Genomic DNA, 24963 nt, shown 5'->3' on the forward strand with positions numbered 1-24963 from the left:
CGCATCGCTCCGCGCGTCGGCCTCTCCCCGCAGGCGGGGAGAGGCGAAACAGTCGGCTACTTCTCCACCGCGAACGTCAGCCCGGCATGATCGACCAGCCGCTTGATCAGCTTGTGCTGCATCGCTGCGCCGGGGGTCCAGAAGCCGCCCGGCACATCAGGTGTGTCTCGCAGCAGGCAAATGGCGCACTCGGAGATGATCTTCGCCGTTGAAGCGTAGCCGGGATCGAGATCGCCCTTGATGGCGGCGCGGGCCTGACGGCCGTCAGGGGCGATCGCAACATAGAGCAGATCGTAATGACCGTTGTCGCGCTCTTCCTTTGACGGGCCCTCGCCGGGCTTGAGCGCTTCGGGGCCGGTCTTTTCGCTGTTCGCAGCCATCACGCGCTTCGCGTTGGCCTGCCCTTCCTCGCCTGCCCCCGTAAGCACCATCTCGTCGTAGACGAAGTCCCTGCCATACGGGAAGCCCATCAGCATGTTGGAGCGATGGACGTTGCGCGTGTTGAGCGTGGCCATCGCGAATGGCGCGGCCCAGGATTGCAGGTCTTCTTCAAAGACGGGCTTGTTGCCGCGCGGCTGCTTCGGACCTTCAAAGCCGGGCGTGAATGCAAAGGGATTTTTGAGGATCGACACCAGGCTGAGGTCCTGCGCAACCGCCTCGAAAGTGACTCTTGCGCTCGCCGAGGTGCCGCCGGAGAACTTCCAGCTGATATCGCGGACGCGGCCCTTGACGCGCGGTGCCGGCGCACCAAACGCGCGCCTGGCTTCCTCCTGCACGAAGAACGCACCGAGCTCGAACGGCACCGAGTCGAAACCGCAGGAGACCAGGATGCGCGCGCCGCTCGCTTTGGCTGCCGCATCGTGCCTGTCGATCATCTGCTTCAGCCAGATCGGCTCGCCGCAGAGGTCCATGTAGTCAGTGCCGGTGTCGACGCAGGCGGCGAGCAGATCGGAGCCATAGAGCTGGTATGGACCGACGGTGGTGATCACCAGCTTCGCTTGATCGACCATCGCCCGCAACGACGCAGGGTCAGCGGCGTCGGCAACGATGAGCGGCGTGTCCGCAGGTGCGCCAATCGCGCCGCGGACCGAAGCGAGCTTATCCCGGCTTCGCCCAGCCATCGCCCATGTCAGCGCGCTGTCGCCCGCGTACTGTGCGGCGAGGTACTCGGCGACGAGCTGGCCGGTGTATCCGGTTGCGCCATAGACGACGATGTCGAACTTCGACGACACGGATCGGGTTTCCTACACGGCCGCTCGAGCTTAGCCTTCCACCTTGAACGTCAGCCCCGCGTGGTCCCGCAGCCGCTTGATCAGCTTGTGCTGCATCGCTGCGCCCGGCGTCCAGAAGCCGGCCGGAACGTCGGTCGCGTCACGCAACAGGCAGATCGCGCATTCGGAGATCATCTTCGAGGTCGAGCCGTAACCGGGATCGCGGTCGCCGGTGACGCCGGCGCGGACCTGACGGCCGTCGGGCGCGATCGCGACATACAAGAGATCGAAGCGGCCGTTCTCCCGCTCTTCCTTCGAGGGCCCCTCGCCCGGCTTCGGTGCGTTCGGGCCGGTCTTCTCGGCGTTGGCGGCCATCACGCGCTTCGCGTTGGCCTCGCCCTTCTCGCCGGGACCGGTCAAAACCATCTCGTCGTATACGAACTCCTTGCCGTAGGGAAAGCCCATCAGCATGTTGGAGCGATGGACGTTGCGCGTGTTGATCAGTGCCATCATGAACGGCGCGGCCCAGGATTGCAGATCCTCCTCGAGGACCGATCTGTTGCCCTTAGGTTGCTTCGGGCCGGTGAACCCGGGCGTCAGCGCGAACGGATCGTTCAGGATCGCGACAAGGCTGATATCTTTCGCGACGGCATCGAAGGTCGCCTTCGCGCTCGCCGCGGTGCCGCCTGAGAGCGTGCCGCGCATGTCGCGCACGCGGCCCTTCACGCGCGCGGCTGGCGCGCCGAACACGCGCCTGGCCTCTTCCTGCACGAAGAACGCGCCGAGATCGAACGGCACGGAATCGAAGCCGCAGGAGAACACGATGCGCGCGCCGCTCGCCTTGGCCGCCGCCTCGTACTTCTCAATCATCTGGCGCATCCAGACCGGCTCGCCGCAGAGATCGAAATAATCCGTGCCGGTGGCAACGCAGGCCGCCAGCAATTCCTCACCGTAGAGCTGATACGGCCCCACCGTCGTGATCACCGACATCGTCCGCTCCACCATCGCCTTCAGCGACGCCGCATCGGACGCATCAGCCACGATAAGCGGCGTGTCATTCGGCGCGCCGATCGCATCGCGCACGGATTTGAGCTTGTCGAGGCTGCGCCCGGCCATCGCCCATTTCAGCGCTTTGTCATCCTTGTAATGCGCCGCCAGATATTCGGCGACGAGCTGGCCGGTGAAACCGGTCGCGCCATAGACGACGATGTCGAATTTCGCAGAGCTCATGGTGCGGCCCTTTACTTCTTTCCGTAACTCACGCCCATGCCGGCACGGACGTCGCTTTGAATACCATAGGGCGGGATCGGATAGCGCAGGCCGTTCTTGGCCAGCGCCTTCATGCCCTCAATCGCCTTGGCGAGATGCTCCGGCTTCAGCGCCATCAGCATCTCCTCGTCCGGCACGCCGCCATAGCGCCGTTCGGCATAGCATGGCAAGGACAGGCTGGGTTCGCCGGTCTTGAGCGCGCGGCCCCAGGAATCCGCGCACGCGGTCTCGCCGACCACGCCCCATTCGAATTTCCTGTAGCCGGTATATTGCAGCCCGTTGATCAGGATGATCATCTGCCCCGGTGTCGCATAGACGAGGCAGATATCGGGCGGATCGAGCCGGCCGCTCGCGAGCGGGCTCACCGCAAGCGCCTCGTACTGGCCGAACGGCACCACGTCCAGCGCCTCCTGGCGCTTGCGCGCATCCTCGGCCGTGCCGTGCCAGACGCCGACATAGTTCTCGCCGGCGAGCCATTTGTCATCCTGGGGGCTAAGGCCAATCACCGCGCGGCACTGCGCACCGACGAGATCGTCGGCGGTGATGCCGACCGTCCATCCCAGCCGTGCAGCCATGCTGACGATCTGGTCGGTGGTGTGGATCGCGTTCGGCCGCCGGATTTTCGGGATCGCCTCCATGTCGGCGACGCGTGCGAACAGCTTCATGCCGATCACCGTCGTCTTCAGTCGCAACAGGCTGTTGAGATCGGCAACGAGGCCGGCAAGATCGATTGTCTGCGCGCTCTCTCGCTGCATGGCGTCCTCCGGACCGGCGATCCCTGCGCCGTGATCTTGGTGTTGTCGTCGTATCTAGTCCTTCGCCGGGCCTGGAAGCAAATCGGCGGTCCTGCCCATCAGGCGGTAGGCGATGAGGCCGATCCATTCGCGCACGGCGATTTCGGTGCGGTTCAGCCCGTCGGCGCCCTGGTTGGTGAAGGTGAAGAGATCCTCGCGTCCTCCCGTCCGCCAGTCGACGGGATACGCCTCGACATCAAATCCGACCTTGCGGAACAGCCCGATCGAACGCGGCATGTGGTAGGCCGAGGTGACCAGGAGCCACCGCTCGCCGGGCTTCGGCGCGACCATTTTCTTCGTGAACAGCGCGTTCTCATAGGTATTGCGCGAGTTCCGCTCCATGATCAGACGCTCTTTGGGGATGCCGGTATTCTCCAGGACGATGCCGGACCAGTCGGCCTCCTTGTCATCGGTTGAAATGAGGTCGGCACTGCCTCCGGTAAAGACGATGCGTGCATTCGGGTAGCGCCGCGCCAGTTCGGCCGGCGCCAGCATGCGATCGGCCGCATGGCGAACGACCGGCATATGATGCGCCGCGGACAGGTCCGGGTCGACCGAACCGCCGAGCACGATGATGCCGTCTGGCGCGCCCCGCGACGGATCCCACGGCGGAAAACGCGACTCCAGCGGATAAAGCAGGAGAAAGCCGAGTGGCGAGAAAGTGGCGAGCGCCAGCAGAACAAGCGTGGTGACGGCGAGCTTGCGGCCGAGTGCCGCAAAGCGTGTCGCCATCAGAACTACCGACAGGATTCCGACCTCGACGATGAAGTTGATCGGCAGCAATGCGACGCCGAGCGTCTTGGACAGGACGAAAAACAGGGGAGCCTCGCTGGAATGATCGAAAGGTCACGCGCGGGCTTGACCCGCCCATCCATCTTCAGAAATCTTCTTGGAAGAGGATCGATTGCCGGGTCAAGCCCGGTATGGACGAGTTCTGATGAAAACCACCGGACGCGGCAAATGACCCATCACCACCTGCATGCGAGTGCCGAAACCTGCCACTGGGGCTTCTTCGAGGCCAAGCTCAGGCCGGTGCTGACGATCCAAAGCGGTGACGAGGTGACGGTCGACACCATCAGCGGCGGACCGGACGTGGTGCCCGACCGCAGCCGCTTTCACATTCCGCCCGAACTGTTCGAGGTGCACGCAAAATCCGAGCGCATGCTGCCCGGCCATATCCTCACCGGCCCGATCGCGGTCGATGGCGCCGAGCCTGGCGACGTGCTCGAGGTCCAGATCCTCGACGTCCAGCTGCGGCAGGACTGGGGCTACAATCTGATCAAGCCACTGTCCGGCACCTTGCCCGACGATTTCCATGAGACGCGCATCCTGAACATTCCGCTGGACCGGACGCGCATGGTCGGCCGCCTGCCCTGGGGTCTCGACCTGCCGCTCAAGCCGTTTTTCGGCGTGATGGGCGTGGCGCCGCCGGCCGCCTGGGGCCGCATCTCCTCGCTGATTCCTCGCGCGATGGGTGGCAATCTCGACAACAAGGAGCTCGTCCCGGGCGCAACGCTCTATTTGCCGGTGTTCGTGCCGGGCGCGCTGTTCTCCTGCGGCGACGGCCACGGCGTGCAGGGCGACGGAGAGGTCTGCGTCACTGCGATCGAGACCGCGCTGCAAGGCCGCTTCCGCCTCACGCTGCGCAAGGACATGAAGCTCGCCTACCCGCGCGCCGAGACGCCGTCACACTACATGACCATGGCGATGGACCCCGACCTCGACCAGTGCGTGGTGCGGGCGCTGCGCGACATGATCACGTTGCTCGGCGAGAAGCGTAACCTGTCGCGCGAGGATGCCTACACCCTGTGCAGCCTGGCCGCCGATTTGCGTGTGACGCAGACCGTCAACGGCTGCAAGGGCATCCACTGCATGATCGCCAAGTCGGTCGTCCACGGCTAGGCCCGCCCCGCCTCCCTTCCTAACGATCCCGCTTGTCGGCCGCCCGGTACCTCGGTGCGGCCCGCTGCCGCGTGGGATTTTTTCTAGCGATTCCAATGGCCTCCTGCTCCGTTGCGATTCGGATTTGACTCTCGGCCGAACCTAAATAGAGTCTTAATCGTTACTTTTATGTACCCGAGTAAGAGGCTAGCGTTCCGGCCATGGCCACCGAAAAAGCCGAGACTGACCGCATTCCCGTAACCTTGGCGCTCTCGACCATCGCGTATCTCGAAAAACTGGTGAGACAGGGCACCCACGGCACGAGCGTTCCCGGCGTCGCGCGGACATTGATCGAGGAAGGCATCCGTCTCGCCATCAAGGACGGGCTTCTGTCGATCCGCGACAATGGCAGGACGTGAGGCGCAGGAACGAGGGAAGCGGACGGATCTTGGAAGGTGGCCGGCGATCATCTGCAACCTGGGACCGTCACCGATGCCTGCTCCTTCACCGACCTGGACCGACCAACGAATTGCTCTCCTGAAACAATACTTCGAGGCCGGCCTCTCCTGCCGCGAGATCGCCGCCGACATCGGCGTCAGCCGCAATGCGGTGATCGGCAAGCTGTCCCGGCTCAATCTCACGCGTGGCAGGACGAGCGACGAACGCAGGCTCCAGGACCGGAGCTCTGCACCGGCGCGCGCACGGAAGGCGATGCCACGGCTGCAATATGAGATGCTCGCAACGATCTACGGCGAATCCGAACCACCCGCGATCTCCGAGCCGATCGACGAGACCAACCGCTGCTCGCTGATGGAGCTCGCCGAGAACCGATGCCGCTGGCCGATCTCGACGCCGGGCGCGGAGGATTTCTGCTTCTGCGGCAACGCCTCGCCCGACGGCCAGCCCTATTGCGCCGGCCACAGCCGCCTCGCCTACCGGCCGAATTCGCGCGCGCGCATCATGCGCGGCTGAGGCCATCTCCAAAACTAAAAACCTCCGGCAGGGCATTGCCGGAGGTTTCTGGAGGCTTAGCATCAAGCTAAGAGCCGTGACTTTCGTAATCGGCTGAGGACTATATAGCTTAGTAACTCAGGTAAGTAAATAAGTTTGGCGACGATCGAATCGCATAGCTCGTCTTCGTCGTTTGCGTAGAGCGGGTGCCGGATTTTCCGAACGCCTCTCCCTTTAGGAAAAGCCCCGGCGGTTTCCCGCCGGGGCTCCGTCAGATCCGAAAGATCCGAACTTACCAGTTGCGCTGGGCGCGCAGCAGGAGGCTGTAGGTGTCCTGGTCCTTCAGCTCGTACGCGGCCGCGGGCTTGGCAACGGTCGTCAGCGCCGGCGTCGTGATCACGCCCGAGTACTTCTGGTCGAGGTGGCTGTAGGTGAAGTCAGCCGAGAAGGTCAGACCCTTCACCGGCGTCCAGCGGGTGATGACACCCACCTGGCCGATGTTGAAGTCCGGGTTGCAAGTGCCGGTCAGCGTGGCGAACGCCGCGCTGCCGCAGATCAGGCTCTTCGCCGTACCGCTGTAGTTGACAGCAGCCCACGCACCGTAGAGCGCCGTGTTCCAGTACGGATTCCAGTTGTGGGTGTAAGCACCGCGGAAGCCGTAGGTCTTGGTCAGCTCGAGGTTGCCGCCCGGACCGAACACCGCGTCCGACACGCCGGCGAAGCCGATGCTCTGATACGCGTTGCTCGAGCTGCCGAACATCGAGTAGCTGGTCGCCGCCAGCTCCTGGAAGTTGTAGCGGCTCGCGCCCTCGGTGTAGACGCCCGAGATGTTGATCACGTCGCCAGCGCCGGTCGGAATGTTCTTGATCGACAGAGCGAGCTGGACGGCCCAGCCCCATTTGTCTTCAGGATGACCGGTGGCCTCGGACGCACCATAGTAGGCGACGTGGTTGTCGTGCGCCGCGACCGACGCCTGGAACAGGCCCCAGGCCTGGTCGACACGGACCATGCCGACGATGTCCGGAGACGTGCTGCCGCCGAGGTTGTTCGAGCCGTAAGCGCCGCCGAGGACGCCCGTGGTGGACATGCCGGCGGTGTTCCAGATGGCGGTCTGATAAACCTGAGTCTGGTCCTGCGCCGAGATCGCCGCCGTCACGCCTTGGCCGAAATCGAACGTGTAGGTGAACTGGTTGACGCCGTTGGTCGAGCCGCTGCCGCCGACCAGCTGGTCGAAGTTGTTGCCGGGATAGTTGATCCAGGGCGCGTCGAACTGCGACACCGACTTACCCATCGTGAAGCCGGCGAACTGGATGAAGGCGTAGTACACGCCGAGCGCGCCACCCGAGAGATTGCCGTCGGTGCCGTTAACGGCGCCGCTGCTCGAACCGATCAAACCGGTGCCGGCGGCGTTCAGACCAAGCGTGCCGCTGTACTGGGTTGCGCCCGTTCCGCTGCCGGCGCCGACATAGTTGCCGGTCGTCCAGGTGAAGACCGCATCGAAATAGGTGCGGACCACGCCGTACTCGGTCGCGGTGCGCGTGTCGATGTTGAGATCTTCACGAGCGCGCATCGAGTAGTAGTTCGTCAGGCGGTTGTTCGCCGCGAAGACGTTGTTGTACTGAGCGCTGTAGTTGCCGCCCGCGTTGAGCGCGACTTCCGCACGCAGATAGCCGCCCAGCTTGATGCAGGTGTCGCTGCCCGGGATGTAATAGAAGCCCGCGCCGTAAAGCGAGCAGACCTTCACGTACTCGACCGCCTTGGCCTTGACCGGAAGATCAGCCGCCTGAGCTCCGCCGACGGCGATAAGACCCGCCGCAGTGCCGAGCAAAAGGCTCTTCGCCACTCTCATTTAAACCTCCAAGTTGCTCATTTTGCGGAGACTGGACCGTCAGGCCCCCCAGATCCCCGCCTCTAAAACCGCTCGGCCGCTTCGCGCCTTCGGACACACCCGCTTGAACGCGAGGGACTTGAGCGAACCGCCTGCAACGGGACGATTGAGAACCCCCCACCGTCGAGGTCAAATATGCCTGCGCCATTCCGTTAATCAAAATAGTTTATTAGATCAGCTTTGCGGTTTCACTAAATCTGTGTCCCCAGGGCAACACATCAGCCTGAGTCGATCTTCTGAGCTGGTCATGTTTGTAGTTTCCGTGACACAATTACTTTGCTCTGCACTTGCGTCAGGGCAGACTTGCGTGAAGTATGCGACTGATGACACCGGCAAGAAGAATCAGTTCACGGGAGTGACGCTGTGTCCGCGACGAGGAAGGAGGGAGCGCGCCTGCGCTCCATCGGAAATCTGGATATCATCAGGCGCTTCACCTGGGAGATATCGTCGATCAACATGTACCTCGAGGAGCTGCGGCAGTTCTGGGCGAGGACACTCGGCATCAGCGGACCTCAATGGCTGATCCTGATGGCCATCTCCGACCTGGACAAGGATGACGGCGTCCCCGTCAACGTGGTCTCGAAACTGCTCCACGTCGATCCATCCTTCGTCACCACCCAGTCCAAGCTCCTTGAAAAGAAGGGTCTGTTGCGCCGCCGGCCGTCTCCGACCGATGCCCGGGTGGTTCGGCTGTCGCTGGTGGAGAAGACTCAGAAGCACATCGCCAGCCTCAACGAGCAATACAAGACGATCCGCGAATTCGTCTTCCAGGAGTTCGACGAGCAGGAGCTGACGGAATTCACCGCCAGGCTCGCGACGCTGAAGATGCGGCTCGAGAAGGCCTGCGTCCGGATCTCCCACGACCTCTGAGGTCGCAGCCGGCGCTTCAGATGCGCCGGCCGGCCAGCCCGAGTCGCGCTTCGAGCCAATCGAAGATGTACTCGTTGGCCAGCGTCGGATTGTCGGCATGGGCCTGAGCCGCGCCGGTCTCTTCCGAGGAGAACACCTTCAGCATGATATCCTGCATCCCGGACCGGGATTGCCGCACGATCTGGCGTGCCCGGGCCGGCTTCAACCAGCCCTCGTCGCCGATGGTAATGAGCACCGGACAGTCGAGGTTGCTGGCCATCAGCGGCGAATGCGGCACCGGAACGATGCTGACGTCGCTCATCGCGAAGCGGCTGGCCATGAACGCGCGTTCGTGAAGGTCCCAGAGGCCGCCGTCGCAGACGGCTGCAGCAAGCCGCGGCTCCTGCAAAACCGCGCGCGCCACGAAGGAGGAGCCCCAGCCGTCGGCGACAATCGCGACACGGCCGAAATCGACGTCGCCGCGCGTCCCAAGATAGTCCATGACGCTGGCGATCGAGTTCTCCAGGTCACGGCGCCGCAGCAGCTCGTCCAGATAGTCGTCGCGCTGCTCGCCGAAGAGATCGATCGCAAGCAGCGACAATCCGCGTTCGCGCGCATGCGGCGCAAGCTTGAACAGGAATTCTTCCTTGCGATGGCCGGGCTCGCCGATGCAGATCACGGTGGGCGTCGGCCCCTTCGCCGACGGCGCCGGCAGGAAATAGCCCTGCAACGAATGCCCATCCACCCAGGGCAGCGTAACGACCTCGCCGGCCGGATCGCGCGCCGCAAGGAAGCGGCGGGCGCATTCCTGCATCGCGAGCACCGCCACCCATCGACGATCGTCGGCCGGATCGAGCGGCATTGCCGCCGCGCTGTAGTAGTTCAACGCCCGCAGCCAGTTGCGTTGCGCGCTCGCCCTGTGGCCCTCTGTGAACGCCGCCTCGGCCCGCTGCCGATTGACCCGCGCGAGCTTCTTCCACTCGCGATGCCACGACAGTTCATCGCCCTGCCGCAGTCGCCGCGCGATCAGCAGGCATTCGGCGATGGTGGCCCCACCCTCCTGCGCCGCGGTGAGCAGCCGCGTGAATTCGGCGGAAAGGTCCTCCCTCTCCGGCCAAAGGGTCCAGTCGTCGGAGAGGCATGCGGGAATCATCGTGAGCGCTTCATCGCTGGCATTACGATTGATTGACTAAACTATTTTAGTTCGACAACCAAGCTGGCGCGGTTCAATAGAAGCTCGTTTGAGATCACCATCGCTTGAACGCACGGATCATGTCGCATGCGTGACATTCCGTTTCTTCATACGAAGGCGAAACGTGTTCAAGAGACGGTGAATAAGACTGCGGCCGCCTCTTGCAATGATGGACATCATACTTATGCACGCGGCGAGCTCGCAAGGCCGACTTACCCCAGCCGCCAGCCGACTTCCTGCGTAAAGCTTTCGTAGAACGCGCGGTCATAGGCTTGTTCAGGCGTAGCGCGAACGCGTTCGTCGAGGCGCTTCGCGTCCTCGCCGACCAGGATGCGCCACCTCTCGGCCTTTACCCCGTCGAGGATGATTCGCGCGGCCTGCGCTGCCGAGGTCGGCGCGTCCTCGAGAAAGCTGCGGGCGCGCTCGGCGAACGTCGCCTGGATGTCCTCGTCCGACATTTTGTCAGCATCTGGCACGCCGGCCGCGACCATACGCTTGCGGGTCAAGGCGACCTCGTCGGCGTTGAGGCGATCGGAGCCGTCGCCGCTCTGCACCTTGCGCGAATTGGAGACGATCGAGGTGCCGATGTGCCCCGGCATCACCACCGAGCATTTGACGTGCGGGGCGTGCAGGCGGAGATCGTTGATCAGCGCCTCGGTAAACCCCTTCACCGCGAACTTCGCCGAGCTGTAGGCCGTGTGCGCCTGGTTCATGCCGATCGAGGCCCAGAAGCCGTTGACGCTCGCGGTGTTGATGATATGCGCCTCGTCCGCCTTGACCAGCATCGGCAGGAAAGTGCGCACCCCCAGATAGACGCCGCCCCAGCAGATGTTGAAGGTGCGCTCCCACTGCTCGCGCGTGTTGGTGAACAGGCTGCCGCCGCCGCCGATGCCGGCATTGTTGAACAGGAGATGGATCTTGTCCGTCGTCTGCTGCTCCGCGAGCTCGTCGCGAAAGCGCTTGAGATGATCCTCGATCGAAACGTCGGCGACGTGCGTGGTGACGCGCAAGCCCTGCGGCAGCTTCTCGACCTCGCAGAGCCGTTTGGTCTCGGCCATCGCCGCTTCGGAGACGTCGCACATCGCGACGTTGCAGCCCTCGGCAACGAGCTGGCGCGCGAGCTCGCGCCCCATTCCCGTCCCACCCCCGGTGATGACGGCGATCTTTCCTGCAAAATCCTTCATGGGACGTCTGTCCCTCCCTTGTCGGTGTGTTTCTTCGTCCTCGTTCGCCTGCACGAGCCGTGCGGACCATCTGCAAAATGTAGCAGCGCCGCATCCGCAGGTAAAAGCGGATCGGCGCTGCGCCAGGACGTTGGTTATTTCGAGCCGCGGATTATTCCGCCGCGGCGACACGGCCTGCAATGGACACGCCGAGGCCGTCGATCGCCTTGCGGATCGCGGCCTGCTGCGCGGGCGAGGCTTCCGGCATCGGCGCGCGCGGCCAGGTTCTTGGCAAGCCCTGGAGCGTCTGCGCATAGCGCGTGCAGGCCGGCAGATTGTCGGCGATGATCGCATTCCGCAGCGTCAGCAACTTCTTGTGCAGCTCGAGCGCGCGCGGATGATCGCCCGCCTTCACCGCGTCCCAAAGCGCGACCGAGGCATGGGGAGCTGCGGTCAGGATCGCGGCGATCGAGCCATGGGCGCCGAGCGTGTAGGAGGGATACATCAGCGCATCGACCGCGCTGTAGATCAGCTTATCCGGCGCCATCATCATGAGGTCGGCAAACAGTTTCAGGTCGCCCGCGCTCTGCTTGACGCCGACGACCAGTGGCACCTCGGTCATGATCCGCGTCAGCAGCGCCGGCGACAGATAGGACCACGGCACGACGTTGTAGATGATGATGGGCATGCCGGTCTCATCCGCCATCGCGCGGAAATGCGCGACCATCGCCTCGTCGTCCGGCCTGAAGAGGTAATGCACCGGTGTCACCTGGAGCGCCGCGACGTTCATGTCGCGCACCAGCTTGCCGCGACGGATGGCATCGCGCGTGGAGTCCACGATGATGCCGGCGATGACGGGAATGCGCCCCCTCACCGCCTCCACCGTCGTGGCCATCAGCTCGCGATATTCCTCGTGATCGAGCGTATGCCCCTCGCCGGTCGAGCCGCCGGCGGCGACGCCATGCGCGCCGGCGCCGATCATCCAGTCGACCTGGGGCGCGACGAGCTTGTAGTCGATCTCGCCGTCTTTTCGGAACGGCGTTGTCATCGGCGGGATCACGCCGGTCGGACGTACCTTCATGTTCGGCCCTCGCGTTTCCTGATCATTCGTGGCGCCCCCACTCTTTTGGGCCCGCAAGCACCGAGCCTAGTCGCCGTCAGGGTACCCAGGAAGAGACGCCGCCGCGACACTGCCCGCACGATCATTCATCCCTGTTGGTTCCCCGTATTTGTCCGGCTTCGGGTTGAGAGGCATTTTTTTACAGTCCGAATCGTCAAATGGGGCTGGACGCTGGCTCAAGTCTGCATGGCCGCCCTGTCATCGCAGGCGCAGGCTGTGGCACTCCGCTTGCATCTTCCTGGTGGACTGAAACAACCAGAGAGGTGACATGCATGTTTGTGACCGTCGTAGCCGTACTCTGCCGACTTGGCGGGGCTGCCTCAGGCAGCTGCGTCGAGGAAATCGTGACCGATAGCAACATGACGCCCGAGATTTCGATGATGCAGTGCGCGGTCGGCGCACAGGTAGGCCTTGCGAAATGGATGGGCGAGCATCCGATCTATCACGTCAACTGGCGCATCGAGCGCTACAAATGCGTGCCCGGCCACTACGAGATCAAGGGCCACGCGTAAAGCAGGCCCGCAAGAATCCGGGTCGTAGAGGAAACGCCCCAAGGGGACTTCAGGGGGACTTCAAGAGGACTTCAAGGCGACAGGCAGAGACGGCCCCACCCCGCCGCCAGCGCGCTGGTTTCGACGCCGTCACATCACACATTATCCAAAAAACCGCTTCTCGCCTGACGACGGTCGCGCCGGCCGCTAGGCCACCGCGCGCAGAATGATCTTGCGCGCCTGTCGGCCTTCGGGCGTCGGCATCAGCGCATAATTGTGCGGCTGGTCACGCAACAGGTGCAGCTCCGCCGGTACCCCTACCGCCTTCGCCCTTGCGGCGATGTCCACGCTGTCGGGATAGAGCAGATCGCGCGTTCCGGAGGAGATGATCATCGGCGCGAGCGAACGGAAGCCGCCGTTCAGCGGGCTGACGAAGGGATGGCCGACATCGAGCTCGCCGGCATAGAGGCGCGCTGCCTCGATGATCCCCGGAATGTCCTGGATGGGATCGCGCGCCGCAATCGCCACCTGCTCCGGGCGACTGATCGACGCATCGGCGGCCGGCGAGATCAGCACCATCGCATTCGGCTGGCGATGTCCGCGATCGCGCAGCCACTGGCACGCCGCCAGCGCCAGTCCCGCGCCGGCGGAATTGCCGACCACCGTGACCTTGGCAGGTCCCGCATACTCGCATTCGGACCGCAGGACATGGCGCGCAAGCCGCTCACGAACCCCCGGAAAAATGCCTCGCAAAACCGATCACGCGCGACCGTCGACGCGCTGATCGAGGCAACCGCTCGCATTCTGGTCCGGGAAGGTTTTGAGAAGGCCAGCACCAACCGGATCGCCGAGCTGGCGGGCGTGAGCGTCGGCTCGCTCTACCAGTATTTTCCGAGCAAGGAGGCGCTGGTCGCCGCCGTGATCGATCGTCACAATCAGGAGATCATGCGGGTTGTCCGCGCCGCGCTCGCGGAAACGATCGAGTTGCCGATCGAGAAGGCGGTGCGCAGGCTCGTTGCCGTCGCGATCGAAGCGCATCGGATCGACCCGAAGCTGCATCCCGTCCTCGCCGAGCAGATCCCGCGGACGGGACAGCTCAAGGATGTCGAGGCCTTCAACCGCGAGATCCTATCGCTCGTCCGTGCCTATCTCGAGAGCCGCAGCGAGCTGCGCAAGATCGATCCGGAGCTCGCGGCCTTCGCCTGCGTCAGCGCGATCGAGGCGGTCGCGCACAACGCGGTCCTGAACCAGGCCGACACGCTGTCGGACAAGATGGTCAGGACCCTCGTTGATGAGACGACGCGGATGGTCGTGGGGTATCTGCGGTAACCGCCGATTCCCCGGCCGAGTTGCTCAAGCTGCTCGCTTCGTCTTGCCGCGCTCCGCAAAGCACTCGAGTATCTGGATGCGGAGCTCTTCCGCCGCCGGGCCCTCGACCTTCCTGAGCTGATTCCAGAGCCGGATCACTTCACGCTGTTTCTCGATGTCCATGAGGCACCTCCAAGGACAAGGAATAGAACATACCGAGAACAAAAAGTCTAGCCAGGGGAGATTTCGTGAACTGCGGAGCTATGCTGCCGGACGACCTGGCCCGCTTCTCCGACAACCACAAACGGCCCCAGGGGGTAGGTCGCTTCGGCCGGAGTTGGATTCCCAGGATGCGTAGCATCACTGCTCGCTCGGCATCCGTCTCCGCTCAGATCTATGTGAATATTGCGGAAAGCCAGTGAAACTCGCAGTCAACGCCCGCCTTGCGTGCAACTATCGCGGGATGATTCCCTGCGTCCGTCCGAAATTGCCTGTATATGCCCGATCTATCAGCAGAAATTCAGCTCCGACCCACTCGGATAGGTTTTCTTGTCCATCCAACCGACCTTACCTCCGTTCGCAAGATCATGCGGATGTGCACGTGCCTGTGGGGAGGTCTGTTCAATCCGATCATTCCGGTTTTCGACCGTCCGCCGCCGGAATGGAAATCGCCTTACGAGCGCTCCAAAGGATCAGCAATCGCGAAAGGTTACGTCAAGTTTTTTGAACCGGACGTGTATGTCGAAGCGACGGCAGGATTGCTCGAAAAGGCAGGTCTCTTCGCTCTTCGACAAGAGCACGGCCTCCACACGCAAGTGATCACCTTAGCCGAGCTGTTCAAACCGGAGGGCGGCCAGACCTACTCTGAACCTGCGTTTGGGCTCAACATTCACGATGTTCTCACTCACATCTATCGAACGGAGCAGAAGTTCGTACTTCGTGAGAAGCAGGAGAGCATTCTAGTCAAACCACAGCGTGGCAATGCGCTAGCTGAGGCTGTATTTGGGGTTTTCCCTACCGCTACTGATCTAAACTACATACAGGCTGCCTATGCCGACGTTTTGAAGCCTACCGTTATAGAGGCTACTCCCGACGCCTGGAGACGTACATTCCTCAACGGCGCGGCTGTGCCATTGCGTGTAACAGGGCATGGTGTGGAGACAACTCGGTACTGGCATCACGATTTAGTTTTGTTCGTTTTTGATGCGGCGCGCGCAACCGACTTGATCGACCTTTGGAATCTTAGAATCGAACCTCACCCCGTCATCCCCGTCCCTGTTGAATGGTTTGAAGTGCTGGCGGCGGATATATGTGAACTGCTCAAGTCCGAGCACCGTCCCGTCATTGGAAATCCAAACGGGGTAATGCACAACGCTACTATTGAATTTGGCAGGTCAATAGAGAAGTCGGACGCGGAAGCTCTGATCAACAAGCTACCCAGTGGACTTCCGGAGGGCGCATTAATCGTCAAACACTGGCGTAACTCTGTGTGGACGGAGCAACGAGATGACCTCGTGCTCCGCGACGGGCGGATGAAAGTTGCGGCAAAGAAACGGCAGGTCACTTTAGCTGTGACAGATGACGGGTCGAAGTTAAGGACCACCTTCGAGGTGGTGCAGCCAGAGTTCGCTAGCCAATTTGCACGAAGTGATTGCCGTTGGGTCAATACACTTCGAGTGTCTACCTTTGGGCAAGATAGAATTGCGCAAGTCTTGCCGTTCAATACTTTCGACCGCAAATGGCCGAGCCTAGGGCTTGGGGGCGAACAGATTGCAGTTGGGGGCGAAGGTTGGGTGTACCCCCAGCGCTACACCGATGCCAGCCAGTTCGTTTCGCTTCTGACCTCGGAGCAGGCCGTGATCGGCTCTTTAGACCGACTTGGCATCAGGGCGACCCTCTCCGAGCCGGGGCACATTGCGAAGCAAATGTTAGAGCACCTAGGTGGACTCCACGGCATAGGTTTGCTTGCCGACCTCGACACGCTAAAGCTCCTAAATAAAATGGCTGGTGGGCTTCGGCGCAAGCGCAATGCGGATGAAACCATTGAGGAGAACTTTGGGCTCAGGACGGCAACACTAAAGGACTGGATGGACTTAGCCGCTCGGCGACGAGAACCATGGGCGCGGCGCCAATCAGTACTAGCGCAGTTTACTGAGCGGAACGTAATTCGGCTCGGCTTGGAAACTGATTGCCCCCACTGCAGGGCCACAAACTGGAACACTTTGTCGACGATCGACTATCAAGTCATGTGCGAGCGGTGCCTTAAGCCTTATGAATTTCCGCAGGCCGACTTGCGAGAACAAAATCGCAACTGGACCTATCGCGTGGTGGGCCCATTCTCGGTGCCCGACTTCGGCAGAGGATCGTACAGTGCCCTTCTGGCACTAAGAACTTTGAGTCGGCATCGAACGTCATCGGACCGCATGACTTACTCGACGGCCATGAACCTTGGCTTCGATGGAGTTGAGCGAGAAGTCGACTTTCTTGCTTGGTATGGAGATGAGCGGATGCACGACACGCATCGCCCTCCCCAATTGGTACTCGGTGAAGCTAAATCGCTCGGTAAGGGCGAACTCATCACTGCAAGCGAACTTGCGAAGCTCAAAATGGTTGCGAGCAAGTTACCGGACGCCGTTATCGTGCTCGCCGTATTGCGCGACCACTTCACCAGCGCCGAAAAAGCAGTACTGAGGAGCTTCGTTAATTGGGGCCGGCGAGTAAATGATTATGGGCAGCCGACAAATCCTGTCCTTCTCCTCACGGCTCACGAATTGATGATGGACTTGAGCGTCGGCTATACGTGGAAGAAATTGGGAGGCATCCACGCCAAGTTTGAAGCGTTTGAGCATACCCGCACACTCTCAAGTTTTGCAGATGCGACACAGCAGATTTACCTCGGTATGCCATCCTTCCAAGAGGTGCGCAGAGCGTACTGGAACAAACGCCCGGCCCGGCGGGCAGCGGGCAAGCGCGCAGGGACAGGAGCAGCACTCCCAATCAACACCGATGGAAACCAAGCCGTCTAGCCGAGCTACCTGTGGATCGTACCGAAGCGAAATTCATTCCGCTTTTTACTTTCGCTGCAAACCAATCCCGGATGATTGAGCCCGGTGATATAGCGTCTAGAGAATCATGAAATGCGAGGGGCCGTGGTCAGGACGGTTATTGAACTGCCATATGGCGAGAACAATCAGTTTTTCTCAAGCTCAACCGCTAATGCGGGAGAACCCATTATCTTCCACTACACTAGGGCGGCTGGGGCGCTTGGTATCCTGCAGAGCGGTGAGATGTGGTGCACGCTTGCCAGCCATATGAATGATCGAGTTGAAGGGAAATACGCTCATAGCCTCGCTAAGAGCATCGCCTATAGCGAATTGCGAAAGAGCGCCGATAGCTTCCGAAACAACTTTCTCAGCGAGTTGACCGAGCAGCTTGCCCGTTACCAGCATGCAAAGGTTTATGCGGCCTGCTTTTCGGAAGCGGAAGATTTGCTGAGCCAATGGCGCGGCTATACCGGCAAGTTTGGGTATGCCCTAGGCTTTTCGCTCAAGAGTCTTCAGACGGTCGCGGCGACGCAGCACTTTTTGCTCCAGCCGGTCAAGTACAAATATGAGGAGCAGCGGGATATACTTCTGCCCGTCATTCAGGATTTGGTCAGCAAATATGATCCAGACCTCGATCCGGACGAGGATCGCGAGAAAATAGACATTCTGTTCGCGCCCGCAATGAAGAGGATTGCTGAGAAGTCAGCGATCATCAAGCACCCGTCCTTTTCAGAAGAGCGCGAATGGCGGCTACATTCGCATCCACTGTCACCGTTGCAAGATCGAACCGATTTCGTGGTGCGAGATGACCAGATTGTTCCAATCGTAAAAGTCAAATTGGACAACGGTACATCGAAGCACCGCAACACATTCATCGAGCAGCGCGATATATGCCTTCGGAGCTGCGTCATTGGGCCGGGAGCTGACCCAACTGAGCGGCATGATGCAATGTGGGCCGTCTCTAGACGCTATCGGGTGCGACTTGACCAGCTAATCGAATCGAGTGCGCCGCTTAGATAGGAAAAGACGCAGCGATTCGCGGCAAAAACAAAGGGCGCGGTATGATCCACGCCCTTTCTCCTCACGGCAAATTTGTTGAGATTAGCCGGTTCTTTTCGCGCGGTGGCTTTAGTTTTTGCGTCGTCTTTTTCGCTGCACTCTTCCGAACGGGGTCAGAAAGAGCAGAGTTCAGAGTTGTCGGGACCGCCAAGACGTGGCTGCCAGAGCGATGAATCGGCCGCGGAGGAAGAACGGTCGCCGAACAAAATTGCAAACTAAATGCAAACAGGCGGTTGGCTGCAAACCAACCGCCCAAAAATATCTTTGATTTTATTGATGAATTTGGTCGGAGCGAGAGGATTTGAACCTCCGACCCCTAGTCTCCCAGACTAGTGCGCTAACCGGGCTGCGCCACGCTCCGAATGTCGTTCCATTAGCTAGGATCGCCGCTTTGCGCAAGGCGAGCCGTGCCATTTTGCTGTCCGCCCCATGGCCCCGGAACAGCCCGCCGGCATGGCGGCAAGGACGGCGGACCGTCCTCAGCCGTCCTTCAGCGCCTGGTCGAGCAATTCCCGGCAGGCGACGAGGTCGCTGAGCACCCGCTCCAGGCGCTCCCGGTCGGCGGCGCTGTGGCCGGCCCGCTCGGTGCCGCCCTTGCGGAAGGTGGTGAGGATCTCCTCGTCGTCGATCTCCGCGAAGCGGAAGTCGATGCCTTCCTCCTCCTCGCCCTGGTAGTCGTCATCGTCGGTGTCGGCGACGCCCCGAATCGGCGCCTCGTCCTCGGGCTCCATCAGGCTCTGGCCGATGGCGTCCTCGATCGCCCCGAACGACACCGCGGCCGAGCTGTCGGCCAGCCCCTGCACCGACTTGACGCCATGCTCTTTGAGTATCCGCTGCACCCCGCGGATGGTGTAGCCCTCCCCGTACAGGAGCCGGCGGATGCCCTTGAGCAGGTCGACGTCGTCGGGGCGGTAATAGCGGCGGCCACCGCTGCGCTTCATCGGCTTGATCTGCGAGAAGCGCGTCTCCCAGAAACGCAGCACGTGCTGCGGAATGTCGAGTTCCTGGGCTACTTCGCTGATGGTGCGGAACGCATCCGGCGCCTTGTCCAAATGCAAAATCCTCCGAGCTGGCGATTAAGCCTCCGGTTGAGCCTTCGTGGCATCGCCATTGCCGTGGTGCTGGGAGTTGATCCGCTGCTTCAGGATCGCGGACGGCTTGAACACCATCACCCGGCGCGGCGAGATCGGCACTTCGGTGCCGGTCTTCGGATTACGGCCGATACGCTGGCCCTTCTTACGCACCATGAAGGAACCGAACGAGGACAGCTTCACCGTCTCGCCCCGCTCCAGGCAGTCGGTGATCTCCTTCAGCACGAGTTCCACGAACGCAGACGACTCCGTGCGCGACAGGCCGACCTTCTGATAGACGGCCTCGCAGAGATCAACACGCGTTACGGTTTTGCTAGTCTCGGTCATCGCCCTGCCCCGATCACGGCGAACAATTGTTGTCTAAAATTATGAGGTTACGATACGCCGGTCAACACCGCTCATCAATGCAGACGCATCGATAATCGGAGATGATTCGGGCAAAATTTTATTGAGTGTGGCTACCAGCGCACGAGCGCAGAACCCCAGGTGAAGCCGCCACCCATCGCTTCCAGCAGAACCAGATCGCCGCGCTTGATGCGGCCGTCCTTCCGCGCCACCGACAGCGCCAGCGGGATGGACGCAGCGGAGGTGTTGCCGTGACGGTCGACCGTCAGCACCACTTTCTGCGGTGCGATATGAAGCTTGTGCGCGGAAGCGTCGATGATTCGCTTGTTGGCCTGGTGAGGCACGAACCAGTTGATGTCATCGGCATTGAGCCCGGTGGCCTCGAAGGCATCGACGATCACGTCGGTGATCATACCGACCGCATGCTTGAAGACCTCGCGGCCCTCCATGCGCAGATGACCCACTGTCTGGGTCGAGGACGGACCGCCGTCGACGAAGAGCTTTGCCTTGTGCCGGCCGTCCGAGCGCAGATGCGTGGTCAGGACGCCGCGGTCGGTCGCAGCCTTGCCCGGCTGCTCCTGCGCCTCCAGCACGACCGCGCCGGCGCCGTCGCCGAACAGAACGCAGGTGCCGCGGTCGTTCCAGTCGAGGATGCGCGAGAAGGTCTCCGCCCCGATCACCAGCGCGCGCTTGTAGGCGCCGGTGCGCAGGAAGTTGTCTGCGGTGGCGAGCGCGAACACGAAGCCGGAGCAGACCGCCTGCAGGTCGAAGGCGGCGCCATGGTTGATGCCGAGTCCGTGCTGCACGGCAACCGCGGTCGCCGGGAAGGTGTTGTCCGGCGTCGAGGTCGCCAGCACGATCAGCTCGATCGATTGCGCGTCCACGCCGGCGTCAGTGAGCGCGGCCTGCGCCGCCCTGATCGCGAGATGCGAGGTGAATTCGCCGTCGGCTGCAATGTGCCGCTCGCGAATGCCGGTGCGCTGCACGATCCACTCGTCGGACGTGTCGATGCGCGCGGCCAATTGCGCATTGGTCACGACCTGCTCCGGCAGATACGCGCCGCAGCCCAGCACGACCGAACGAATTTGAGTCACGAAACATCCTCCGGCTCGGTTGGCACTGACACCAGCGCACCCCCGTCGCGGTTAAGCATCTGATTGATCTTGTTCAGGAGATCGAATTTGACCATCTCATAGCCAACATCGATTGCATAGGCAAAGCCTTCGGCGTTGGTTCCACCATGGCTCTTGACCACCACGCCTTTCAATCCAAGGAACACGCCGCCGTTGGATTTGTTCGGATCCATCTTGTCGCGCAGGGTCCGGAAGGCGCTGCGGGCAAAGAGATAGCCGAGCTTGTTCATCCAGCTTCGCCGCATCTCGTTGCGGAGATATTCCGAAATCTGGCGCGCGGTTCCCTCGGTGGCCTTGAGCGCGATATTGCCGCTGTAGCCCTCGGTGACGATCACGTCGGCCAGTCCCTTGCCGATGCCGTCGCCCTCGACGAAGCCGATATAGTCGAGCTGCGGCAGGTTCATCGCGCGCAGCATCTCGCCGGCCTCGCGGATCTCCTCGTGCCCCTTGATCTCCTCGACCCCGATATTGAGCAGGCCGACCGTGGGGCGCGGCTTGTCGAACAGCACGCTCGCCATGGAGGCGCCCATCACCGCGAGCGCCACCAGATGCCGCGCATCGCCACCGATGCTGGCGCCGAGATCGAGCACGACGGAATCACCGCGCATGGTCGGCCATATCGCGGCAAGCGCCGGACGGTCGATGCCCGGCAGCGTGCGCAGGTTGAAGCGCGACATCGCCATCAGCGCACCGGTATTGCCCGCGGAAATCGCGACATCCGCCTCACCCTTCTTGACCGCGTCTATGGCGAGCCACATCGAGGAGGTCTTGCGGCCGCGCCGCAGCGCCTGGCTCGGCTTGTCCTCCATGCTGACAGCGACGTCGGTGTGAATGATTCGGGAGGCGGCCTTGAGCTCAGGATGCCTGTCGAGCTCGGGCTCGATCTTGGCGCGGTCCCCGAACAGCAGGAACTCGGTCTCGCGATGCCTGCCGAGCGAGATGGCAGCGCCTGGAATGACCACAGGGGCACCGACATCGCCCCCCATGGCGTCAAGCGCAATACGAACCTTGCTTGGCATAAACGTCCTGGAACCCTGGTCTCGTGCGGTCTTGAGCTAGCGGGGCAGCGAAATGGGTTCGCCACGAAGATGGCGATCGGTCAAGCGCCACGCCGCACCCGGACCGGGCCGCGACAATAGCGTTTTGTCATCCTGAAACAACCTCTTGCCCCCAGTCTTTTGTATCCCGGACGACCCGGCCGCGAACTCAGAAACCCAAAGAAACAATAGAAAGATCAGCTAGATAAACCGACATCTCAAACCGTCCCTACAATCGCCTCACGCCGGATGGCAAGGCTGTGCGGCCCGGCAGGCGTCCCTATTGCCCTTTTTTCCCCTCCTGAAGCGCTTTCAGAGCCGCGAACGGATGGTCCTCCGGATCGGGAGCGGTGACATCGGCCTCGAACACCGCGCCCGGTTTGCGCGGATAGGGATCGATCGCCAGGAACAGCGCGTCAGTGGCGAGCCGGCCGAGGTCGATGATCCCATTGATGATCGCCTCCGGTGGATCGGCAACCTCCGGGGGCTCCTCGCTGTCCTGCCCCTCCTCGATCAGGTCGGCCAGCCGCCGCGCCTCGGCCTCGGGCGCGAACATCAGGTCGATATCCTCATCGATCTCGTTCTCGATCGGGTCGAGCGTCACCACGCAGGTCTGGCCGATCCTCGCGCGGACATGCCCCGTGACGTGGACCCGGCCGCCGCTCTTCGGTGTCAGGTCGAAATCGGCCTGGGCCGACAGGATGTCGCGCAGGCCTGCGAGATCGGCCATGGCGCGCCGCTCTGCGGCTGAGGCCTCCAGCTCGCGGTAGAGGCCGGTGTCGGGAATTTGCGCGACGATGACGGGCCCGCGCCAGGGGTCGGGCCCGGATCCGGCGTTCGGTCGGCTCATTGCGTTACATCCTCCCGAAGCGGTGGTGGAAAGCCGAAGGACGCCCGCAACAGCGCGCCCTCGTCGGTCCGGCTGAGATCAACCTCTGTTGCCTGGGCGTAAACCGCGAGCTGGCGCGCCTGATCCATCCCGGTGCCATTCAAGATATTCTTGCAGATCGCTGATGCCAGCGCCTCGCCGCCTCCATCGATCGCCTGGTCATAGGCCTGGGCGCGGCCATAAAAAGCCTCGCCGAAGGCACGCATCCGCTTCGGGACAGTCTGGTCGCCGACGCCCATCTCGCGCAGATTGTCGTCCATATCCTCGCAGAAGCGGTCGAACAGGGCCTGCGACAGCTCGGCGCCGCCCTGGGCGGCCCGCAGACGCCGCAGCAACAGACATAAATGCAGCAGCAGCAGGTCGAATCGGCCGTTAACCGTGTCGGGCACGCCCAACTCCCGGTAAAATATGGGTTCTCGCGCCTGCGTCACGATCATGCCATAGATGGCTTCAATGGTGCCGCGCGGGGCTCGCTGGGGTTTCCTGAAGTGATTGAACGGCCAAACCATTGTGGGTTCCGCAAGCGGGCGCGCGTGTGTTGCAATTGCAGCCTCCGCCCGGTACTTCAGCGCCTCGCGCGACGCAAGGGGACGGAATCAGTTCCGCAATGACGATAACGAACCAGACCCGCCTGCGCGCAAGTAAGCCGCGCGGCTTTCACACGCGCTGGCGCGCGCTTCGCCTGTTCGCGGCCGCGGCCCTCGTCGGCGCGGCGCTTTCGGGCTGCACCGGTGAGCAATTCCAGAAGGGCTATATCCTGCCGCCCGGCGCGCTCGAGCAGATTCCGATCGGCGCCAGCCAGGACCAGGTGCTGATCGTGATGGGGACGCCCTCGACGGTCGCCACCCTCGACGGTGAGGTGTTCTACTATATCTCCCAGCGCTCGGAGCGCATGGTCGCCTTCATGAACCAGAGGGTCGTCGACCAGCGCGTGATCGCGGTCTACTTCGACAAGAACCGGCGCGTGCGCCGGCTTGCGAATTACGGCCTGCAGGACGGCAAGATCTTCGACTTCATCAGCCGCACCACGCCGACGTCGGGCCAGGAGATGAGCTACCTCACGCCGATCTTCAAGCTGCTCAGCTTCAACTGAGATCTCGGGCCTAGATTTTGGCCTGCGGCGTCGTGCCGCCCGTTGCGACTTGCCGTTGCGCGCCGGGTTCCCTACGCTCCCTGCAAAACAAGAAGCAGGGAGTGGATTCGTGCCCCAAAAGTTGTTGTCCCGTCGTCGCGTGCTCGCCGGTGCTGCCGGCCTGTCGGCCGCAGCCATCCTGCCGCGATCGAGCCTTGCGGACTGGAAGCCGACCGAGAACGTCCGCATCATCGTGCCGGCCGCGGCCGGCGGCTCGACCGACGTCATGGGCCGGCTGCTGGCCGCTCACCTGCAAACCGCCTGGGGCCAGTCGGCCGTCGTGGAGAACCGCTCCGGCGGCGGCGGCACGATCGGCACCGCCGAGGTGGTCCGCGCCAAGCCGGACGGCCACACCATCCTGATCGGCAATCCCGGTCCGAACGCGATCGCCTACAGCATCTTCAAGAACCTCACCTACAAGCCGGACCAGCTTCAGCCGGTCTCCAACATGATCCGGATCCCGAACATCGTCTCGGCGCATCCGAAGACCGGTATCAAATCGATCCCCGAGCTGATCGCCTTCCTCAAGGCCAATCCGGACAAGCTCAGCTACGCTTCTTCCGGCGTCGGCCAGAGCCCGCACCTCACCGGCGCCTGGTTCCTCCAGCTCACGGGGCTGAAGATGACGCACATCCCGTTCCGCGGCGCAGGGCCAGCGCTCCAGGCCGCGCTCGCTGGCGACATCCAGATCCTGTTCGACAATCTCTATCCGAGCCTGCCGCAGGTGCAGAACGGCACGCTCAACGGCCTCTGCGTGACCACGACCGAGCGCAGCGACCTCGCGCCGAACCTGCCGACCATGCGCGACAGCGCGGCGGAGCTCGCCAATTTCGACGTGTCGTCCTGGTTCTCGGTATTCCTGCCCAAGGGCGCCCCCGCCCCCGTGCTCGACGCGCTCAACCTCCAGGTCAAGGCCATGCTGGAACGCGACGACATCAAGAAGCAGATCGCCGCCATGGGCGCGCGCGCCGATTACGGCACCCCGCAGCAGTTTGCCGACTTCGTCGACGCCGAGACGAAGAAGTTCGCCGGCATCATCCAGAAGGAAGGCCTGCAGATGGATGTGCAGTAGTCATCAAGGCGAGCGCTGGCCCACCTCCGTCATTGCGCCAAACA

26 protein-coding genes and 1 tRNA gene are annotated in these 24963 nt (G+C 62.4%); 10 read left to right on the forward strand and 17 right to left on the reverse strand.

The window, feature by feature from the left end; genetic code table 11:
* Nucleotides 1-56: 56 nt before the first annotated feature.
* Genes AYJ54_RS44890 through AYJ54_RS44905 form a run of 4 tightly spaced genes read right to left on the reverse strand, consistent with a single transcriptional unit; the run spans nt 57 to nt 4057 of the window.
* A complete protein-coding gene (locus AYJ54_RS44890; protein WP_063708880.1) occupies nt 57-1232 on the reverse strand; it encodes a saccharopine dehydrogenase family protein in 1176 nt (391 codons plus the stop codon).
* Nucleotides 1233-1262: 30 nt separating this feature from the next.
* Nucleotides 1263-2441, reverse strand: a complete 1179-nt coding sequence (locus tag AYJ54_RS44895) for a saccharopine dehydrogenase family protein (RefSeq protein WP_063708881.1) — start codon at nt 2439-2441, stop codon at nt 1263-1265.
* An 11-nt stretch (nt 2442-2452) separates the two neighbouring features.
* Nucleotides 2453-3235, reverse strand: a complete 783-nt coding sequence (locus tag AYJ54_RS44900; protein WP_063708882.1) for a DUF169 domain-containing protein — start codon at nt 3233-3235, stop codon at nt 2453-2455.
* Between the two features lie 54 nt (nt 3236-3289).
* Complete coding sequence (locus tag AYJ54_RS44905; RefSeq protein ID WP_063708883.1) at nt 3290-4057, reverse strand: YdcF family protein; 768 nt, start codon at nt 4055-4057, stop codon at nt 3290-3292.
* A 177-nt stretch (nt 4058-4234) separates the two neighbouring features.
* On the opposite strand from AYJ54_RS44905, the gene AYJ54_RS44910 reads away from it, so the two are divergent.
* From AYJ54_RS44910 to AYJ54_RS44920, 3 genes are all read left to right on the forward strand, one after another.
* The gene (locus AYJ54_RS44910; RefSeq protein WP_063708884.1) at nt 4235-5176 is read left to right on the forward strand and encodes an acetamidase/formamidase family protein; all 942 of its coding nucleotides are present in this window, start codon (nt 4235-4237) and stop codon (nt 5174-5176) included.
* Nucleotides 5177-5376: 200 nt separating this feature from the next.
* Complete coding sequence (locus AYJ54_RS44915) at nt 5377-5574, forward strand: hypothetical protein (RefSeq protein ID WP_024341172.1); 198 nt, start codon at nt 5377-5379, stop codon at nt 5572-5574.
* A 73-nt stretch (nt 5575-5647) separates the two neighbouring features.
* On the forward strand, nt 5648-6127 hold the full coding sequence (locus AYJ54_RS44920) for a GcrA family cell cycle regulator (protein ID WP_063708885.1): 480 nt from the start codon (nt 5648-5650) through the stop codon (nt 6125-6127).
* A 271-nt stretch (nt 6128-6398) separates the two neighbouring features.
* Here the strand turns inward: AYJ54_RS44920 and AYJ54_RS44925 are convergent, their stop codons facing one another.
* Nucleotides 6399-7955 (reverse strand): porin, encoded by a 1557-nt coding sequence (locus AYJ54_RS44925; RefSeq protein WP_063708886.1) that lies wholly within the window; start codon nt 7953-7955, stop codon nt 6399-6401.
* 402 nt (nt 7956-8357) lie between these two features.
* Between AYJ54_RS44925 and AYJ54_RS44930 the strand changes: the two genes are divergently transcribed.
* The gene (locus AYJ54_RS44930) at nt 8358-8864 is read left to right on the forward strand and encodes a MarR family winged helix-turn-helix transcriptional regulator (RefSeq protein WP_063708887.1); all 507 of its coding nucleotides are present in this window, start codon (nt 8358-8360) and stop codon (nt 8862-8864) included.
* Between the two features lie 16 nt (nt 8865-8880).
* On the opposite strand, the gene AYJ54_RS44935 is transcribed toward AYJ54_RS44930, so the two are convergent.
* From AYJ54_RS44935 to AYJ54_RS44945, 3 genes are all read right to left on the reverse strand, one after another.
* Nucleotides 8881-9996 (reverse strand): alpha/beta hydrolase family protein, encoded by a 1116-nt coding sequence (locus tag AYJ54_RS44935; protein WP_063708888.1) that lies wholly within the window; start codon nt 9994-9996, stop codon nt 8881-8883.
* A 251-nt stretch (nt 9997-10247) separates the two neighbouring features.
* Entirely contained in the window at nt 10248-11219 is a 972-nt protein-coding gene (locus AYJ54_RS44940; RefSeq protein WP_063708889.1) for an SDR family NAD(P)-dependent oxidoreductase, read from the reverse strand.
* Nucleotides 11220-11370: 151 nt separating this feature from the next.
* Complete coding sequence (locus tag AYJ54_RS44945; protein WP_063708890.1) at nt 11371-12279, reverse strand: dihydrodipicolinate synthase family protein; 909 nt, start codon at nt 12277-12279, stop codon at nt 11371-11373.
* A gap of 383 nt (nt 12280-12662) precedes the next feature.
* Between AYJ54_RS44945 and AYJ54_RS44950 the strand changes: the two genes are divergently transcribed.
* A complete protein-coding gene (locus AYJ54_RS44950; RefSeq protein WP_245329335.1) occupies nt 12663-12830 on the forward strand; it encodes a hypothetical protein in 168 nt (55 codons plus the stop codon).
* 186 nt (nt 12831-13016) lie between these two features.
* On the opposite strand, the gene AYJ54_RS44955 is transcribed toward AYJ54_RS44950, so the two are convergent.
* Nucleotides 13017-13472, reverse strand: a complete 456-nt coding sequence (locus AYJ54_RS44955; RefSeq protein ID WP_245329336.1) for an alpha/beta hydrolase fold domain-containing protein — start codon at nt 13470-13472, stop codon at nt 13017-13019.
* A gap of 45 nt (nt 13473-13517) precedes the next feature.
* On the opposite strand from AYJ54_RS44955, the gene AYJ54_RS44960 reads away from it, so the two are divergent.
* Entirely contained in the window at nt 13518-14138 is a 621-nt protein-coding gene (locus AYJ54_RS44960; protein ID WP_063708973.1) for a TetR/AcrR family transcriptional regulator, read from the forward strand.
* A 24-nt stretch (nt 14139-14162) separates the two neighbouring features.
* On the opposite strand, the gene AYJ54_RS51650 is transcribed toward AYJ54_RS44960, so the two are convergent.
* Nucleotides 14163-14300, reverse strand: coding sequence for a hypothetical protein (locus tag AYJ54_RS51650; RefSeq protein WP_201724338.1), 138 nt, complete (start codon nt 14298-14300; stop codon nt 14163-14165).
* Between the two features lie 314 nt (nt 14301-14614).
* Between AYJ54_RS51650 and AYJ54_RS44965 the strand changes: the two genes are divergently transcribed.
* Together AYJ54_RS44965 and AYJ54_RS44970 are read left to right on the forward strand one after the other, a co-directional pair.
* Nucleotides 14615-17143 carry a hypothetical protein gene (locus AYJ54_RS44965; RefSeq protein ID WP_063708892.1) on the forward strand — a complete coding sequence of 843 codons (2529 nt, stop codon included), beginning with the start codon at nt 14615-14617 and terminating at the stop codon, nt 17141-17143.
* Nucleotides 17144-17266: 123 nt separating this feature from the next.
* Nucleotides 17267-18181, forward strand: coding sequence for a DUF2971 domain-containing protein (locus AYJ54_RS44970; RefSeq protein ID WP_161491952.1), 915 nt, complete (start codon nt 17267-17269; stop codon nt 18179-18181).
* Between the two features lie 322 nt (nt 18182-18503).
* On the opposite strand, the gene AYJ54_RS44975 is transcribed toward AYJ54_RS44970, so the two are convergent.
* The 7 genes from AYJ54_RS44975 to AYJ54_RS45005 all read right to left on the reverse strand — a co-directional run bounded on the left by AYJ54_RS44975 (nt 18504) and on the right by AYJ54_RS45005 (nt 23224).
* Nucleotides 18504-18581, reverse strand: a tRNA-Pro gene (locus AYJ54_RS44975).
* 118 nt (nt 18582-18699) lie between these two features.
* Nucleotides 18700-19272 (reverse strand): MerR family transcriptional regulator, encoded by a 573-nt coding sequence (locus AYJ54_RS44980; RefSeq protein ID WP_063708894.1) that lies wholly within the window; start codon nt 19270-19272, stop codon nt 18700-18702.
* A gap of 24 nt (nt 19273-19296) precedes the next feature.
* Entirely contained in the window at nt 19297-19638 is a 342-nt protein-coding gene (locus tag AYJ54_RS44985; protein ID WP_063708895.1) for an integration host factor subunit alpha, read from the reverse strand.
* 131 nt (nt 19639-19769) lie between these two features.
* Nucleotides 19770-20750: a beta-ketoacyl-ACP synthase III gene (locus AYJ54_RS44990; protein ID WP_063708896.1), complete on the reverse strand. Its 981-nt coding sequence runs from the start codon at nt 20748-20750 to the stop codon at nt 19770-19772.
* Entirely contained in the window at nt 20747-21808 is a 1062-nt protein-coding gene (gene plsX / locus AYJ54_RS44995) for a phosphate acyltransferase PlsX (RefSeq protein ID WP_063708897.1), read from the reverse strand. The genes AYJ54_RS44990 and plsX overlap by 4 nt, the downstream gene beginning before the upstream one ends.
* A 298-nt stretch (nt 21809-22106) precedes the next feature.
* Nucleotides 22107-22676 carry a YceD family protein gene (locus AYJ54_RS45000; RefSeq protein ID WP_063708898.1) on the reverse strand — a complete coding sequence of 190 codons (570 nt, stop codon included), beginning with the start codon at nt 22674-22676 and terminating at the stop codon, nt 22107-22109.
* The gene (locus tag AYJ54_RS45005) at nt 22673-23224 is read right to left on the reverse strand and encodes a ubiquinol-cytochrome C chaperone family protein (RefSeq protein WP_063708899.1); all 552 of its coding nucleotides are present in this window, start codon (nt 23222-23224) and stop codon (nt 22673-22675) included. The genes AYJ54_RS45000 and AYJ54_RS45005 overlap by 4 nt, the downstream gene beginning before the upstream one ends.
* A gap of 98 nt (nt 23225-23322) precedes the next feature.
* Here AYJ54_RS45005 and AYJ54_RS45010 point away from each other — a divergent pair, with 98 nt between their 5' ends.
* Together AYJ54_RS45010 and AYJ54_RS45015 are read left to right on the forward strand one after the other, a co-directional pair.
* Nucleotides 23323-23808, forward strand: a complete 486-nt coding sequence (locus tag AYJ54_RS45010; protein ID WP_063708900.1) for an outer membrane protein assembly factor BamE — start codon at nt 23323-23325, stop codon at nt 23806-23808.
* 109 nt (nt 23809-23917) lie between these two features.
* Nucleotides 23918-24919 (forward strand): Bug family tripartite tricarboxylate transporter substrate binding protein, encoded by a 1002-nt coding sequence (locus tag AYJ54_RS45015; RefSeq protein WP_063708901.1) that lies wholly within the window; start codon nt 23918-23920, stop codon nt 24917-24919.
* Nucleotides 24920-24963 lie beyond the last annotated feature (44 nt).

It is taken from the genome of Bradyrhizobium centrolobii (assembly GCF_001641635.1).
GTDB classification, from domain to species: domain Bacteria; phylum Pseudomonadota; class Alphaproteobacteria; order Rhizobiales; family Xanthobacteraceae; genus Bradyrhizobium; species Bradyrhizobium centrolobii.